The sequence below is a fragment of the Streptomyces zhaozhouensis genome (genome assembly GCF_900230195.1).
Taxonomy (GTDB): domain Bacteria; phylum Actinomycetota; class Actinomycetes; order Streptomycetales; family Streptomycetaceae; genus Streptomyces; species Streptomyces zhaozhouensis.
Map to the genome: position 1 here is coordinate 231,057 of NZ_OCNE01000003.1, position 15,366 is coordinate 246,422.

General features: G+C 75.0%; 16 protein-coding genes. 7 read left to right on the plus strand and 9 right to left on the minus strand.

Annotated elements, in window-relative coordinates; all coding sequences use genetic code 11:
• The first annotated feature begins 174 nt into the window (after positions 1 to 174).
• Both CRP51_RS06905 and CRP51_RS06910 read left to right on the plus strand, forming a co-directional pair.
• Positions 175 to 648 carry a cupin domain-containing protein gene (locus CRP51_RS06905; RefSeq protein ID WP_245880418.1) on the plus strand — a complete coding sequence of 158 codons (474 nt, stop codon included), beginning with the start codon at positions 175 to 177 and terminating at the stop codon, positions 646 to 648.
• Positions 649 to 752: 104 nt separating this feature from the next.
• Positions 753 to 1,226 (plus strand): MarR family winged helix-turn-helix transcriptional regulator, encoded by a 474-nt coding sequence (locus CRP51_RS06910; RefSeq protein ID WP_097230116.1) that lies wholly within the window; start codon positions 753 to 755, stop codon positions 1,224 to 1,226.
• Positions 1,227 to 1,689: 463 nt separating this feature from the next.
• Here CRP51_RS06910 and CRP51_RS06915 read toward each other — a convergent pair whose 3' ends face one another.
• Entirely contained in the window at positions 1,690 to 2,262 is a 573-nt protein-coding gene (locus CRP51_RS06915) for a TetR/AcrR family transcriptional regulator (protein ID WP_097230117.1), read from the minus strand.
• Between the two features lie 83 nt (positions 2,263 to 2,345).
• On the opposite strand from CRP51_RS06915, the gene CRP51_RS06920 reads away from it, so the two are divergent.
• A complete protein-coding gene (locus CRP51_RS06920) occupies positions 2,346 to 3,296 on the plus strand; it encodes an NADP-dependent oxidoreductase (RefSeq protein WP_097230118.1) in 951 nt (316 codons plus the stop codon).
• Positions 3,297 to 3,378: 82 nt separating this feature from the next.
• On the opposite strand, the gene CRP51_RS06925 is transcribed toward CRP51_RS06920, so the two are convergent.
• The 7 genes from CRP51_RS06925 to CRP51_RS28750 all read right to left on the minus strand — a co-directional run bounded on the left by CRP51_RS06925 (position 3,379) and on the right by CRP51_RS28750 (position 10,327).
• Complete coding sequence (locus tag CRP51_RS06925) at positions 3,379 to 4,203, minus strand: hypothetical protein (RefSeq protein WP_097230119.1); 825 nt, start codon at positions 4,201 to 4,203, stop codon at positions 3,379 to 3,381.
• Complete coding sequence (locus CRP51_RS06930) at positions 4,200 to 5,069, minus strand: MbnB/TglH/ChrH family RiPP precursor modification enzyme (protein ID WP_097230120.1); 870 nt, start codon at positions 5,067 to 5,069, stop codon at positions 4,200 to 4,202. Before CRP51_RS06930 ends, CRP51_RS06925 begins: the two co-directional genes overlap by 4 nt.
• A complete protein-coding gene (locus tag CRP51_RS06935; RefSeq protein ID WP_097230121.1) occupies positions 5,002 to 6,894 on the minus strand; it encodes an ABC transporter ATP-binding protein in 1,893 nt (630 codons plus the stop codon). Before CRP51_RS06935 ends, CRP51_RS06930 begins: the two co-directional genes overlap by 68 nt.
• A complete protein-coding gene (locus CRP51_RS06940; RefSeq protein ID WP_097230122.1) occupies positions 6,891 to 7,580 on the minus strand; it encodes a nitroreductase family protein in 690 nt (229 codons plus the stop codon). Before CRP51_RS06940 ends, CRP51_RS06935 begins: the two co-directional genes overlap by 4 nt.
• A 14-nt stretch (positions 7,581 to 7,594) precedes the next feature.
• Entirely contained in the window at positions 7,595 to 9,397 is a 1,803-nt protein-coding gene (locus tag CRP51_RS06945) for a nitroreductase family protein (protein WP_141514558.1), read from the minus strand.
• Positions 9,387 to 10,028 carry a TOMM precursor leader peptide-binding protein gene (locus CRP51_RS06950; RefSeq protein ID WP_097230124.1) on the minus strand — a complete coding sequence of 214 codons (642 nt, stop codon included), beginning with the start codon at positions 10,026 to 10,028 and terminating at the stop codon, positions 9,387 to 9,389. The genes CRP51_RS06945 and CRP51_RS06950 overlap by 11 nt, the downstream gene beginning before the upstream one ends.
• 146 nt (positions 10,029 to 10,174) lie before the next feature.
• Positions 10,175 to 10,327, minus strand: coding sequence for a hypothetical protein (locus tag CRP51_RS28750; RefSeq protein ID WP_170970453.1), 153 nt, complete (start codon positions 10,325 to 10,327; stop codon positions 10,175 to 10,177).
• A 193-nt stretch (positions 10,328 to 10,520) separates the two neighbouring features.
• Here CRP51_RS28750 and CRP51_RS06955 point away from each other — a divergent pair, with 193 nt between their 5' ends.
• A complete protein-coding gene (locus CRP51_RS06955) occupies positions 10,521 to 11,846 on the plus strand; it encodes a YcaO-like family protein (protein ID WP_097230125.1) in 1,326 nt (441 codons plus the stop codon).
• Between the two features lie 612 nt (positions 11,847 to 12,458).
• Here CRP51_RS06955 and CRP51_RS06965 read toward each other — a convergent pair.
• Entirely contained in the window at positions 12,459 to 12,890 is a 432-nt protein-coding gene (locus tag CRP51_RS06965; protein WP_097230126.1) for an Hsp20/alpha crystallin family protein, read from the minus strand.
• A 129-nt stretch (positions 12,891 to 13,019) separates the two neighbouring features.
• Here CRP51_RS06965 and CRP51_RS06970 point away from each other — a divergent pair, with 129 nt between their 5' ends.
• From CRP51_RS06970 to CRP51_RS06975, 3 genes are all read left to right on the plus strand, one after another.
• Positions 13,020 to 13,649 (plus strand): type III effector protein, encoded by a 630-nt coding sequence (locus CRP51_RS06970; protein WP_097230127.1) that lies wholly within the window; start codon positions 13,020 to 13,022, stop codon positions 13,647 to 13,649.
• A gap of 111 nt (positions 13,650 to 13,760) precedes the next feature.
• Positions 13,761 to 13,913, plus strand: a complete 153-nt coding sequence (locus CRP51_RS28755; protein WP_170970454.1) for a hypothetical protein — start codon at positions 13,761 to 13,763, stop codon at positions 13,911 to 13,913.
• Positions 13,914 to 13,996: 83 nt separating this feature from the next.
• Positions 13,997 to 15,355, plus strand: coding sequence for a hypothetical protein (locus CRP51_RS06975; RefSeq protein ID WP_097230128.1), 1,359 nt, complete (start codon positions 13,997 to 13,999; stop codon positions 15,353 to 15,355).
• Positions 15,356 to 15,366: the final 11 nt, after the last annotated feature.

A 15,366-nucleotide genomic window follows, 5' to 3' on the forward strand; every position in this document is an offset into this window, starting at 1 on the left:
CGGTAGACCCGGCCTTGTCCGCCAGCGCCCAGGCGCCGGAGCGCGAACATTTATGTTGCCAGCCACTTGATTACTGGGCTACATTTATGTGGCTGGCCACTTAAATCGGTCCTGCGGACCAGCCTCCGCACGACCGACCATCCCGGACCGTCCTCTACCACCGAGGAGAATCCCATGACCATGGCCCTGGCCCATCTGGCGCAGCGGGAGCAACAGCAGAAGCTCGAATGGCTCGACGGGGGCACGTTCTCCGTGCTGCTCGGCAAGGACGACACCGAGGGGAAGCTGACCGTGGGCCGGTTCGACGTCCCTCGGGGCGAGGCACCGCCGTTCCATCTGCACACACGCGAGGACGAGGTGTTCCTGCTCGTCAGAGGCACCGCGTTGGTGTGGTGCGGCGAGGAGGAACACGAGTTGGGCGAGGGAGGGATCGTCTACCTGCCGCGTGGCGTTCCGCACTCCTACCGCATCACCTCCGAACGCGCGGACCTCCTCGTGATCACCACACCCGGCGGCATCGAGGGCATGTTCCGCCATGCCGGACGGGACTTGGCCACGCCGCGTCCCGAGGGTTTCGAGATCTCCCCTTCCCTGCTGGCAGAGGCTTCCGAGCGGTATGGAAACGTCATCGTCGGCCCGCCGCGATGACGGGGGAGCACGGTCCGCACCGCGGCGGCACTCCCGTCCGCGGGGTTCTTTCACCGCGGCCGGCGTTCCGGCCCGCCGCCCACCCCATCCGAGGAGCAGCAGCGTTGAACGATTCCGAACCGCCGGTGCCGAGTTCGGCCCGCGAAGGACGCCTGAGCCACGCGGTCTTCCAGCTCGCGCGAGCCCACCGGAGCCGGGCCGCGGCCATGCTCCGCGCCCTGGATCTCCACCCGGGGCAGGAACTGCTGCTGATGCGGCTCTTCGACAAGGACGGCCAGCCCCAGTCCGCACTCCTGGACAGCGTCGGCCTGGACCACTCCACCGTCTCCAAGTCCCTGCGCCGGATGCGGGACGCCGGACTCCTCACCCGCGAGCCGGCGGAGCACGACCGGCGGGCGGCGGTCATCTGGCTCACCGACAAAGGCCGCGCCCTGCGGGAACCCCTCACGGCGATGTGGCGGGCGCTGGAGGAAACATCCGTGCGGGGGCTGAGCCCGGAGGAGGTCGACACATTCATCGACATCGCCCGCCGGATCGAGGCGGCACTCGGTGACCGTGACTGCCCGCCACCGACGTAGTCCCGTCGAGTCACCCCGCGACGCGGCCTGGCGCGGCCCCGATCCGCCGGGGGCGACATGGGCTCAGCCGCGTGTCACAAGCCGGGCTGGGCCAGTTCGTCCCGCAGCGCGTCCTGCTGGACGAGGCCGTCGGTATAGGGGTAGCCGGGGCGGCGACCCACGGCAGCGGGCATGGCACCGGCACATCACCCTCGCCCTGCTCGCCCGAGCCTTCCCCACCGCCGTCGCCAGCGCCAGCGCGGCACCCCACCGGCCCACAGTCCTCACTCGCCGGCCAGCACCACGGCCGACCTGCCGCACTGGTCAAGCCGGCGCCGACACCACCAGTCAACGACTCGACGCAGCCACTACCGGCGACGCTCCCCCAGGGAACCGACCACATGGGCAGGAGACCGCACTGAGGTAGAGCCGTTCCCCGGACAGCCGGTACCACGCCTGTCTGCGAGGTCTGTGCGCGGCCGGCTCAGTCGACCGTCGCGGCTGGCGGCGCGACCACTCCGCGCAGCTCGGCGGCGGCCTCGGCCAGGAGCTGAGCGAGGGTGGTGTCCGGCTCAGCCAGCCAGCGGGGCATGGCGCGCCGGTGGATCGCCAGCACCACGTCGACGACGAACCGCGCCTCGCCCGGCTCGACGCCGCGGCGCTCAAGGGCCGACGCCAGCGCGTCGGCGACGGCGGCGAGCTTGATCAGATCACGCTCGGCCAGCGCCGGGTTGGCGGCGATCACTCTCCCACGGCGCAGCAGGAACTCGCGCGGGCGGAAGATCCCCTCCGCGGTCCCCAGCGCGGTCAGCAGCACCTCGATCGGGGCCAGGCCCGGATCCGACGCCTCGACCTGGGCGACGAGGTGGGCCTCGAGTGCGTCGCCGGCGAACAGCACTTCCCGCTTGTCGGGGAAATAGCGGTAGAACGAGCGCTCCTTCAGACCGGCGGCGCCCGCGATCTGCGCGACCGAGGTGCGCTCGAACCCCTGCGTCTCGAACAGATCGAGCGCCGCGCGTTCGAGCCGGCCCTGTGCGTCGGATTCCCATCGCGGCATACCCGCCAGAGTACGACAACAGGAGCTGTCGTCAGCTGGTACGGTCGATGACAACAGATGCTGTCATCAGTCGGGAGATCGTCATGAAGGCTCTGCAGTTCGACCGGTTCGGCTCCCCGGACGTGATCCTGCTCCGCGACGTCCCCCACCCGGAGCCGGGCCCCGGCCAGATCCGGGTCGCCGTGCGCGCGTGCGGCCTGGCACCGGCCGACTGGCACCTCGTCGACGGCCTCCTCGCCGACCGTCTGCCACCGCCCCCGCGCGGGCTCGGCCTTGAGGTCGCGGGCACCGTCGACGCGCTCGGCGAGAACGTCACCGGCGTCCGGATCGGCGACCGCGTGTTCGGCCCGGCCACCTTCGACGGCCCGACAGCCGGCGCCGCCGAATACGCGCTGATGCCGGCCTGGGCGCCCGTCCCCGAAGGCGTCCCCTTCGAGCAAGCCGCCGCGCTCCCGACGGCGGCCGAGACGGCCTGGCGCGCGCTCGACGACCTCGGCGTCCAGCCGGGCGAGCTGCTGCTCGTCCACGGCGCGGGCACCACCGTGGGCGAGGCGGCGGCACGCCTCGCACGGCACCGGGGAATCCGGGTGATCGCCACCGCCGGACAGAACCGGGCCGCCGCCCTGGAAGGGATCGGCGCCCAGGTGACCGCCTACGGCGAGGGCATGGCCGCACGCGTCAGCGCACTGACCCTGGGCCCCGTGGACCGCGCCCTGGACGCCGCGCCGACCGGAGGCCGGATCGACCGCGCCGACCAGCCCAGCCCGGCCGGCGGCTCGCTACCGGCCCTCATCGAGCTGACCGGGGACCCCGACCGTGTCCTCACCGTCTCGGACTTCGCCGCCGCGGCCGAACTCGGCGCCCGGACCACCACCGAGATTCGCTACGACCAGATGCACGAGTTCGCCAGACTCGCCGGCGAAGGCGTCCTGCTCATACCGGTCGCCCACGCCTACCCCCTCGACCAGGTCCGGGAAGCCGCCGAGCTCAGCCGATCCCGCCGCCCCGGCGGCAAGCTCCTGCTCGTCCCGTGACCACCCTGCCGGCGACCACGGGGGCGGACGCGACGAAGCTGACGTCACGTGCGTGGTCTCCGGGAGGAGCTCCGGGGAGGGGTCAGCGGTGGCCGTGAGCGGGCGGCGGAGGACGGGAGGGGTCCCGGGGGAGAAGGACGAGGCCCTTGTGCCACAGGCCCGCCAGGAGCGCGTCGATCCGGTCGGCGCGGTGGCCGGTCGCCTCCGCCAGCCGGGCCACGGGGGTGCTCCCGTCGCAGGCCGCGAGCACCGCGTGGGCGGACGGGGTCAGCCGCACCGTGGCGACCCGTTCGCCGGCTCCGGCCGCCAGCAGGTAGGTGGTGGGGCGTTCCGCCGTGTCCGCCAGTCGACCCGCTGCCAGCGTCGCGCGGTGCGCCGCCACGACCTCGCAGCCGAAGGACGCCAGGAGGGTGCCGGGCCGCAGCGCCGGGCCGCGCGGGGCGGTGGCGGTCTCGCGCCCGGCCGGGAGAGCGGCCCGCGCCTCGTACCACAGCGTCTCGAACCGGATCAGGTCCAGGAACACGGACCGGCGCCCCTCCCCCGGGACCTCCGTCCGCGCCGCCAGTTCCTCCAGTCGCCGGCCGACCGCCGCTGCCTCCCCGGGGCGGTCCAGGCGACCGCCCGGGGGGCCGTACGCGAGCAGCTCCCCTGCCCCCGGAAGGGTGCCCGCCACTGTGATCGTCGCCGGGTACAGCGCCCTGATCTGCTCGCGGGTCTTCTCCCCCGCGATCCACGAGGTGGCGTCCAGGCCCTGGGGCCGCATGTCGGCGAGCCGGCGCACCTCGTCCCGGGGCAGGCCCTCCCGGTCGGCGAACGCGTCCGGGTCCTCGCGTATCTCCCGCAGCAGACCGGGGGCCGTCAGCGCTCGGGCCAGGAGCGCCTGGAAGGAGACCGGCGCGGGCGTCACCGGGGCGCTCCCGCGGAGGCGTACCGGGCCATGAGGTCGCGCGTCCGGCGGAGGTCCTCGTCGATCTCGGGGACGGAGAAGGCGAACGCGCTGTCCCGTTCGATCATCACCGCCGGCAGGTCGGGCCGCCGGCGCAGCAGCCACTCCAGCAGCGCGAACACCCGCTCGCCCACCGGAGCGTCGTGGCTGTCGATCAGGAGGCCGGCCACGTACGCGTTCTCGGTGTTGCCGGCCAGATGGACCTGGACGACCCGGTCCAGGGGGAGCCGCGCCAGGTAGGCGTACGGGTCGAAGCCGTGGTTGACGCAGTTGACCACGACGTTGTTGAGGTCGAGCAGCAGGCCGCAGTCGCAGTGGTCGAGCACGGCGCGGATCATCTCCGGCTGGGACAGCTCGCCCGGCATGTCGAGGTAGGTGGCGATGTTCTCCAGCAGGAACGGCCTGCCGACCCGGTCCTGCACCTGCTGGGCACGGGCGGCGATGCCACGGGCCTTGTCGAGGGTCTGGACGGTGGGCACGAGGTTGCCCAGGTCGATGCCCGCCTCGCGGGTGAAGCACAGGTGGTCGCTGAACCACGGGGCGTCGACGGCGTCCGCCACCCGTGCCACGGCGTCGACGTACTCCAGGTCGAGCGGGCCCTCGGAGCCGACGGACATCTCAAGGCCGTGCGGGATCACGGTGAAGTCCTCCCGCAGGGCCCTCAGTTCGTCCAGCCGCCCGTCCCCGGTCAGGTAGTTGTCGGTGATGATCTCCAGCCATTCGATGGTCCCCCTCCCGGCCATGACGTAGTCGTGGAGTTCACTCCGGTATCCCAACCCGGTCCCGAGCCTGGGCACGTCGCTGGTCCTCGCCGCCCGATCCGGCATGGTTCTCCTCGTCGTTCTCCGTGGTGGAACGGGGTATCGCCCCGACTGCTTGCTCGATGACCGCCCCCCGGCGCATGACGATGACGCGGTCCGCCGGTTCCACGCGCGGCGCCCGGTGGGAGATCATCACCAGCGTCCGGTCGCGGCAGTGGTCGCGCACGGCCCGGTCCACGGCCCGGGCGGTCTCCGGGTCCAGGGCGCTGGTGGCCTCGTCCAGGATGAGCATCCGGCAGTCCGCCAGCAGGGCGCGGGCGATGCCCACGCGCTGGCGCTCGCCCCCGGACAGGCGGTGGCCGTCGCCCCCGACGGGCGTGTCGTAGCCGTCCGGCAGCGAGGCGACCAGCCCGTCGAGCCGGACGGCGGAGAGCGCGGCGTCCATCTCGGCGGTGCTGACCCCGTCCCGGACGAAGGCGAGGTTCTCGCGCAGCGAGCCGTCGAAGAGGGTCGTGTGCTGGGGGACGAGCACCACCGATCGCCGCACGGCGGCCATGGCGTCCCGGTCCTGGGCGGCGGACGGGTCGGGTGGGCCCTCCGTGTCGTCGGTGCGGAGTGAGCCGTGCTGCGGTGGCAGCAGGCCGGCCAGCAGCAGCGCGAGGGTGCTCTTGCCCGAGCCGCTGCGGCCCACCAGCAGATGGACCGCGCCGGCCGTCAGGTCCAGCGTGACGCCGTCCAGGGCGGAGCGCGCCGTTCCCGGGTACTGCCAGGAGACGTCGCGCACGCGCACCCCGAGCGCGCTGCCGGGACGCGCGGGGCCGCCGGGGCCGGGACCGGGCGCACCGGGCTGGGCCTCCGGGGGCCCGGCCGCCGGCTCCGTCATCCGCAGGTCCAGGAACTCGATGATCCGCTCGAACATGGCCATGGACGCCTGGAGGCTGCCGCTCAGCTGGAGCAGGCTCTGGATCGGCCCGGCCAGGCGCGACTGGAGGATGACGAGGGCCACGACCGTCCCCACCGAGAGATCCGCGAACCAGGTCCCGGCCAGCCAGTAGATGACCGGCGGGACGCCCGCGAAGGTGGCGCCGATCAGGGCCGTCGCCGTGGCCCCCGCCATCCGCTGGCGGTACGTCAGGTCCCGTATGAGCTCGGCCTTCTCCACGAAACGCGCGCGCTGGGCTCCTCTGCGCCCCAGCGTGCGGCCCAGCAGCACCCCGCCCAGCGACAGGTCCTCCGCCACGTACCGCAGAAGGGAGGTGAGGTGGCGCTGCCTCTGGCTGAACAGCAGCCGCCGCTTGCGGGCGAACCGGCTGTTCACCCAGCCCAGGACGGCGGCCAGCAGCATCGAGGCCACCGCGATGGGCCAGCTGAGGGTCAGCATGATCACCAGCGACACGATGAGCAGCGTGAACGACGAGAGGATGGTCTGAGCCGTCCCGGTGAGGAAGCGGCTCACCCCGTCGATGTCGCTCACCAGCCGCGCCTGGACGCGCGCCTCGCGGTGCTCGGTGTAGAAGTCCAGGGACTGGGAGTGCGCCCGGTCGAACACCTCGACCCGCAGGTCGGCGGTCACCCGCTGGCCGATCCACTGGGTCAGCGCGGTCTCCACCACGCTGAGCACGCTCGTCGCGACGGCGATGGCCAGCATGAGCGAGCACAGCCGCGCCAGCAGCGCGGTGTCCCCGTACGGCAGCGCGTCGTCGATGATCCGCGCGATCACGAGGTTGGTGCTCACGGACAGCCCCGCGACCAGCACCACGACGCACAGGGAGGCCGCGACCTGCCACCGGTACGGGGCGAAGCGGCCCGCCATGCGCCGGGCCGCCCGCCGTACGGTCAGCCGCCCGGTGGTCCGCTCCTCCCCCGGTGCCCCGGGCCGGTCGCCCCTCATACGGCCCGGCCTTCCGCCGTGCCAGGCGCCGGGCCGGCCCCGGCCGTGCCCAGGGCGATGGTGAACAGGTGGCGCCCGGCGCCGCCCGAGGCGCGGAGCGCGCCGGTGACCTGGTGACTCGCCCCTCCCCAGGGGGAGCACAGCAGCCCGTGGGTGCAGGCCGACAGGAGGATCGCGTGCCCCAGGGCACCGGCCCGGGTGAGCAGCGTCGCGTAGGCCGCGTCCGCCGTCCTGCCCGGTGCGCCGCAGACCAGCGCGAAGGCCGGGGCGTCCGTGTACGCCTCGCACAGCGAGCGGGTGACGCCTGACCCGGCGTGCAGCGGGCGGAAGCCGTGCGCGTGGTCCCAGCGGTGCAGGCCCGGGGCCAGGCCGTCCACCGCCGGGGCGGCGAGGACGATCCGCAGGCCGACGTCCCCGTGCCGCGCCACCGGCCACTGACGGGTCTGCGTGGCGCGGGCGCGGGCGAACACCTCGCTGAGCAGGGCGGCGGCGAGCGGGCGCGGGGCGAACGCGCGCACCGAGCGGCGTTCGCGCAGCACCGCGTCCAGCGGGCGCGTGGCGGCGGGCGCGGCGGCGACGCTCGCCGGTGCCGGGGGCCGGCCGCCGGTGGCGGGCAGGGCGCGGCGGGCCGGCCCCACCAGGGCGGGCATGAGGCGTTCCGTCTCGTCCTCGGGGATGAGCGGCATGAGGGGGCCTTCTCTCAGTTCTCTCTCGGGGCGTGCGCGCGCGGGGCGCGCGGCGGTGCGCCCACCGCCGCGACCGCCGTCACGTACTGGTCCCCCGGCACCAGGTCGAGGGTCACGGCGAGGTCGGGCCCCCACGCGGAGGCGAAGTCCACGGACGCGCCACGGCTGTGCAGCACCGCCGACAGCTGGGTGGTGGCGCAGCCCGCGTCGAGTTGGGCCAGGCGGTAGGCGAAGCCGCCGTACTTGGCGGCCAGCCGCTGGTGCGCCGCCACCATGACCAGGACGTGGCCGACGTCCTCGGCACGGAGGTCCGTGGAGCGCAGCGCCCGGTCGAGAGGCACCGGTTCCGGTCGTACGGCGATCAGTTCGTGGCGGGTGTCGTCGTAGCGGAACACCGTGCCGGGCAGGTCCACCTGCCCCTCGCGGGTCAGCAGGTACAGCTCCACCGAGGCAAGCGAACCGCCGCTGGGCGCCCAGCGGCCCGCCGCGGGGTCGTCGATGTCCCGGAAGCCGCCGACCCGGGCGAGGACGTCGGCGATCTCCGCCGTCCCCGAGGGGTCGCCGGCCGGCCGGGCGGTCCGCACGCCGAAGGTGCCGGGCACCGGGAGCCGGGCCGCGGGCAACGGGCACCGGGGCCGGGTGAGGAAGGACCGCGCCGGCCGGTCCCCGGCCAGGTCCGCCCAGCGGGCGGCGACGTCCTGGGGCGGGTCGCCGGGCCTGACCGCCGGCGGCGGGGGCCGCTCGACGGTCCACTCGTACAGCTCGGCGACGGCGGCACCGTCCTCGGCGGCCGGACCGGTGCCGCAGGCCGGGCAGCCGGGTTCGGGGGCCACGAAGAAGCGTTCGCTCCGCCCGTCCGGCACCGAGACCGCGCGCAGCGTGCGGGCCGGGGCCGTCGTACTCGACCCGCCCAGCAGCGCCAGCGCCTCGGAGCACGCCAGACCGGCCAGCAGGTCGCGGGTGTCCGGGTCCACGGCCCGCGGCTCGCCCCAGCCGGCGGCGGCCCGGCCGGCCCGGCAGCAGGCGACGCAGGCGGTGTAGCCGGACAGGAACACCGGGCCGAGTTCCACCCGGGCGCCGTCGACGGCCACCCGCAGCACCGGGACGTCCCACGCGGCGCCCTGGGCGGCGACCCGTTCCAGCAGTCCGTCCTGCCCGGGTTCGTCCACCACGACGAGGAGCGTGCGCGCGGCGCCCCGGGAGGCGGGGGCGGCGGGGGCCTGTTCCGGGGCCCGTCCCGGTGGCGGTGGCGTCCCGGTGTGTCCCACTCCGCTCTCGGCGAGGTCGGCGGCGATGACACCGGCGGTACCGGCCGGGCCGTAGACCAGGGCGCATGTCCGGCCGAGGGCGTCGAGCCAGCCACCGGCGTCGCGGTGCGCGCCGGTCCATTCGACGCCGCGGGAGACGAAGTCCGCCACATGGTCGGCCACCCGCTCGGCGCCCCACCCGCGGCGCTCCTCAAGCAGCCCCCGCCGGCGCAGCAGGGCCAGCACCGCGTCCAGCTGCGGCGCGGACAGCCCCACCGCCGCGCACAGGCGGGGGCGCGTGCGGGTGCCGTCCAGCAGCGGCAGCAGTGCGGGCAGGACCTCGCGTGCCGTTCTCCCCCGGAAGACGTGCCGGCGGGTGCCGCCCTGGACGATGGTCCCCCCCTCGTGGGCGATCACGGCCAGTCCGCGCCGCAGCGCCGGACCCGCGGCACCGGCCGGAGCGGGTCGGCCCTCCCCGCCGTGTTCCGCGGGCCCGGGACCCGCCGGGCCCGGGAGAACGGTGCCCGCGCCGGTGGCCGGTCGGCCACCGCGGTGGTGATCAACGGACATCGCCGGCCTCCTCGTACGCCGCGTCCAGCAGTGCGGGCAGCGCGGGCCCCGGCCGGGCGCTCACCGGGGCGCACCGGGGGCAGCCGTGGCGCGGGATGACGGGGTGACCGCCCAAGGACATGTCCTGTTTCGCGAGCCGCACCACGCGTCCCGGGTGCGCGCCGGGACGGCGCAGCATTCCCAGGGCGACACCGGCCGCCACCCGGGCGTGGGCGGGCAGATACCCGGTGGGGCCGAGTCCCGGGTCGCGGTCGTAGGCGCGGTGCACGGCCTCGGTGTCCCGATGGTGCTGATCGTGCTGCGCGCAGCGGTCGCGGTAGCAGGCGAAGCACGGTCCGCCGGGCGGGATGACGTGCGGACCGATCAGCACGGCCGGGTGCTCGTCGATGACGGGCAGCCAGGGCACACCGAGTGCGTACGCCAGGCCGTCGGCCCGTTCGCACAGTCCGGGGGCCGGCCGCCAGGAGGCGACCACCAGCGGGCCGGGTCGCTGGCGCAGCGTCCGCTCCATCATGTCGGCGCCCACCACCCGGGCGGTGGGCAGGCGGTCGGCGAGCAGCCGCGTCACCCGCAGGCCGAACGCCCCGAGCCCGAGCAGTACGGGGGACGGCGGCGGTGTCGGTTCCACCATGTCGCGTCTTTCCTCTTCCCTGGGCTTCTCCGGGCGCGGCCCGGTCGGTGCGGTGCGACACCGGACGGGCCGCCGAGGCGTGGCCGCGCCCACGTCCGCTGACGCCGGCGCGGCCACGCCTCCCGGAGCTGGAGACCTCGGTCGGGTCAGGGGCGGGGCTTCATGAAGCACGCCGGCAACATGCAGGCGCCGCCGCAGCTGGAGCCCTGACAGGCCAGGTCCATCGGGGTCATGGGCCCGGACTCCTCGTAGTCCTCCGCCTCCAGCTCCAGATCCAGATCCACTCCGTTGTCGCTCACGGTGTTCTCCTTCCGACGGCACGGTGCTGTGCGCGTGGCCGCCTCGTGGCGGCCACGCCGCACAGCCTCGGGGGTCCCCCGGTCGTGACCCGGTCCGCGGGAGACCGACGCGGGACCGACGCGGGACCGGGGCGCGACCGGGAGCGCGCACAGGGTGGGTCCCGCTGGCCCCGTCGCGCGAGGAGTACGTCCCATGGAGCACGCCCCACAGGTCCCGGCGGGGCTGCGCGCCCTGGACGCCCTGGTCTCCCCGTACGGCGTGGTCTCCGGCGTCAGCGCGCCCCGACGCTCGCCCCTGCTGCCACGCACCTACCGCTGCTCCGCCGAGGTCGGGGAACCCGCTGTGGCGCGCGGTCTCGGCATCGGCACCCAGGCACAGGGCGGCGGGCGGGCGCCGCACTCACCCGACCTGGCCCGTTTCCTCGCCGTCGCGGAAGCCGCCGAACGGTACGCGGGCTGCGACACCCTCGGTGAGGAACGCGTCGTGGCGAGTGCCGCCGAGCTCGCGGGCGCGTGCCTGGAGCCCGAGCGGTTCCCGCGCCTGTCGGCGGCCGAGTACGCCCATCCCAAGTGCCGGCTCGTGCCCTTCGATCCGCGGGCGCCGATCCGGTGGGTGCGCGGCACGGACCTGCGCACCCGGCGGGAGCTGTGGGTCCCGGCCGCGATGGCCTGCTACGGCCTCGCCGACCCGATGGACGCCGAACGCTTCTGCTACCCCATCTCCACCGGGTACGCCGTGCACACCGACCCGGTGGAGGCGGTGCTGCGCGGCGCGCTGGAGGTCATCGAACGGGACGCCGTCGCGGTGCTGTGGCTCCAGCGGATGGCGCTGCCCTCGCTGGCCCCCGCCGCCCTCGGGGACACCGTGCGGGACCTCGCGCGGGAGCTGGAGCAGCGGTTCGTGCGGACCTGTCTCTTCGACGCCACCGGCGACCTGGGCGTGCCCACGGTGTACTGCGTCCTGGTGGCGCCGCACGATCCCGCCGTGCGCACCACGGTCGCGGCGGGGACCGGCCGCGGCCTCGCGGACGCGGCGGTCGGGGCCGTGCTCGAAGCGGTCTCCCTCATCGAGTTCCTGCACGAGCACCAGGACGAGCGGCGTGAGGAGGGGGCGGAGCCGGTCGCCGTGGAGGACATGACGGCGCTCACCGCTGCCTCCCGGTACATGGCCGCGCCGGAACGCGCCGGCGCGTTCGGTTTCCTGCTCGACGGCGCCGAGGACCGTCCTGGCCGGGCCACCGCCGCGCTGCCCGCCGACCCGGCGCTGGCGCTGCGGCAGGTCACCGGCCGGCTGGCGGAGATCGGTGCCCGCCCGGTGGTCGTGGACCGCACCACCCGGGAGCTGGCCGCCTGCGGGCTGACCGCCGTCAACGTGGTGATCCCGGACCTCCAGCCGATGAGCGTGGACCCGCTGGCGCAGTTCAAGGGCCACCGGCGGCTGTACGAGGCGCCGGCCCGCGCGGGGCACCCGGTGCACGCCGAGGGGCAACTGAACCCGTGGCCGCAGCCGTTCGCCTGACCGGCGCCCGCGTGTGCCCCGGCGCCCCGCCCGGCCGAGCGCCCGAGTGCGAGCCGGCGCCCGCTGTCCACCGTGCGCCGCCAGCGGCCAGGTCGACGGCCGGGTCGACGGCCGGGTCGACGGACAGGTCGACGGCCAGGTCGACGCGTGCGTCCGTCGCCGGTCAGTCGGCGTCCCCATCCCTGCCGGGGCCGGGCGGAAACCTCGTCCGCTCGCTCGTGGTCGGGGGAGGCGCCTTTCGTGGCGCACCCGGTCAGGTGGTGGGGGGCGGCCGGAGTGGAGGTCGTGGGCGGCGGGGAGCTGGAGCGGGGTCTGCCCCAGCGGGTCGTCGCCGACGGGGTCGGCGACCGTGGACAGCACGGCGCTGGCGTCCCGGGGCGCGGTCCGCTCGGTGGGGGGCGCCGAGCGAGACGAGTGCCACCCGGGGAGCGCGCTCGGCTTCCTCCGCCGTGCGGTACTCGCCGCGTTCCTCGCCCCGGTCGAGAGACGCCTCGCCTCGCGGTGTCACCTCGGCCGCCACCGCTTCCCGCTCTTCTCTGCCTGCCACATGGGGCGGCGGAGGACGGGTGAGGGAAGAGCAGGTGCCCGTCCTCCGCGCCGGTTCGGCCCGTGTCAGCCGGAGATCTCCCGGTGACCGGGGCCGACGCCGATGGAGATCTTGCGGGGCTTGGCGCGCTCGGCGATTGGGATGCGCAGGGTGAGCACGCCCGCGTCGTAGTCGGCCTGGATGTGCTCGGTGTCGAGGGTGTCGGCGAGCACGATCTGGCGGGAGAAGATGCCCAGCGGCCGCTCGGAGAGCTCCATCTGCACGTCGTCGGCCTTCGCCACCGGCCGGCGTTCGGCCTTGACGGTGAGCATGTTCCGTTCGACGTCGATGTCGATCGCGTCAGCGGTGACGCCGGGAAGGTCGAAGGCCACCACGTACTGGTCGCCCTCGCGGTAGGCGTCCATCGGCATCGCCGACGGCCTCGACCACGTCCCCGGACCCAGCAGCTGCTGCGTCACCCGGTCCAGCTCACGGAAGGGGTCAGTGCGCATCAACATCGTGAAAACACCTCCAGCAGGTTCAGGCAGTTACTGCCAATGCGCCTCACTGACACCGTTGTACCATGTCATCCAATGGATGACAAACAAGATGTCGTCAGCTCGATGACAGCCCCAGGGAGGTGGCCCGTGACCCCGGCCGACCAGCCGTCCACAACCGGCACCGACGCCCACAGCCCGGCGTCGTTCCTCGCCGCCGCGGCGGCCCTCCACGCCATAGACGACGCCTTGCGCGAAGCCCGGCGGGAGACCCCCGACGCTTCCGACGCCGGGCCGGCCCCGGAACAGGTCCTGGCCTCACTGTTGCTGTTGCGACAGGTGCGCACGCAGCTCGCCGGATGGGAGACCGGCCTGATCGAAACCGCCCGTGACGCGGGCGCCAGCTGGGCCGACCTCGCCCCGCCCCTGGGCGTCGCCAGCCGACAGGCCGCCGAGCGCCGTTACCTGCGCGGCCGCCCCGGCCCGGCCGGGACCACCGGCGAGCAGCGCGTGACGGCCACCCGCCAGGCCAGGGCCGCCGACCGCACCACCGCCGCCCGAGCCCGCCGCAACGCGGCCGACCTGCGCCGCCTCGCCGGCCAGATCACCGCGCTCACCGACCTGCCCGCCGCCGCCCGCCGCCCGCTCGGCGAGCTCCACGCCGCCCTCGCCCGGGACGATCCGGCCGACCTCCTCGCCCCCCTGTCCGCCGCCCGCCCCCACCTGGCCGCCACCCACCCCGACCTCGCCGCCCGGCTCGACACACTGACCGCCCCGTAGCGCGCGGCGACGCCAGCCGCCCGCCGGCGACGGCGTCGAGACGCACCTCGCGGCCATGCCGTCCTACCGCCGCACCCCGCACCGCCTCGGCAGGACGGTCCGCGAGCGCGGATGCTGGCCGACGTCCAGCCGGCCCGCGTGCGGGAGGGACTGCCGCGCGTCATCGCCCTGGCGGACCGGACGCACGTCGTTCCCGCCCACGACACGCACGCCTACGACCCGATCCCGGAGTGGCCCCCGCACGGGCACGACGGGCGCCGGTAGCCCGCGGGCGCCGTTTCTGACGAAGCCGTGACGTCCCGGCGCCGGGGCGCCCGTGCGGAGCCGGACGCGCCTAGCGTGACCGCGTGAACGTCCGAAAGCCGTCCTCCGACCTGGTGGCCGCCGTCTCGGCGCTGCTGCTCTTCGTCGTCTCCGCCGTCGTCGGCGCCGCCGTGAACGGCGACGACGTGCTGTTTCTCGACTGGCCTCCGCTGTTCGCGGAGTGGGAGCCCCATCTGGGGCCAGGCACGCCGGCGGCGCTGCTGGTGGCCGCCGTGGTGGTGGTCAACGGGCCCGCCTGGGCGCGCCGGTCGGGCTGGCGGGCGCTGGTGTGGGGGTCGGGGCTCGGCTCGCTGGTGTGGATCACGTCGCTGGCGCTGGTCGACGGCTGGCGGCGGGGGGTGACGGAGCGGCTCGCCACCGGGGAGGAGTATTTGACGGCGCTGGACGACATCGGCGCGGTGGGCCCCTTCCTGCGGACGTTCACCGACCACATACCGCTGGACTCCCCCGACAACTGGCCGGCCCATGTCGCGGGTCATCCGCCGGGCGCCACGCTGACGTTCGTCCTGCTGGACCGGGTGGGGCTGGCGGGCGGCGGCTGGGCCGCGGCGTTCTGCGTGGTGGTCGCGGCCTCCGCCGTGCCGGCCGTGCTGCTGACCGTGCGCGCGCTGGCCGGGGAGGAACCGGCCAGGAGCGCCGCGCCGTTCCTGGTGCTGGCGCCCGCCGCGGTGTGGATGGGGGTGTCGGCGGACGGCTACTTCGCGGGGGTGGCGGCGTGGGCGGTGGCGCTGCTGGCGTTGTCCGTGCGCGGGTTCCGGGGCCGGACGGGGCGCCGGCTGGCGGCCGTCGGGTCCGGGGTGCTGTTCGGGCTGCTGCTCTACCTGTCCTACGGGCTGGTGCTGATGGCGGCGCTCGGGGTCGCGGTGCTGCTGGTCGCGTGGGACGCGCGCCCGTTGCCCTGGGTGCTGCTGGGGGTGGCGCCGTGGGTCGCGGGTTTCACGGCGGCCGGGTTCTGGTGGTTCGACGGCTACACGGTCCTCGTCGACCGGTACCACGCGGGGGCCGGCGGCTACCGGCCCTACGCCTACTTCGTGTGGGCCAACCTCGCCGCCCAGGTCGCCTCGCTCGGCCTGGCCACCGTCGCCGGGCTGCGCCGCGGTGTGGTCGAGGGGGCCCGGGGGGTGCGGGAGTTGGCCGCGCGGCGGCCGGAGGACGCCGGGCGTTCGGCGCTGGTCGGCCTGCTGGCGGCGGGCGCGGTGGCGATGCTCGCGGCCGACCTGTCCGGGATGAGCAAGGCGGAGACGGAGCGGATCTGGCTCCCGTTCGCCGTCTGGCTGCTGCCGGCCGCCGCGCTGCTGCCGGCGGCGCTGGCCCGTTCGTGGCTGGTGGCCCAGGCCGCGACGGCGCTACTGGTCAACCACCTGTGGCTCACCCGCTGGTAAGCCGGAGCGAA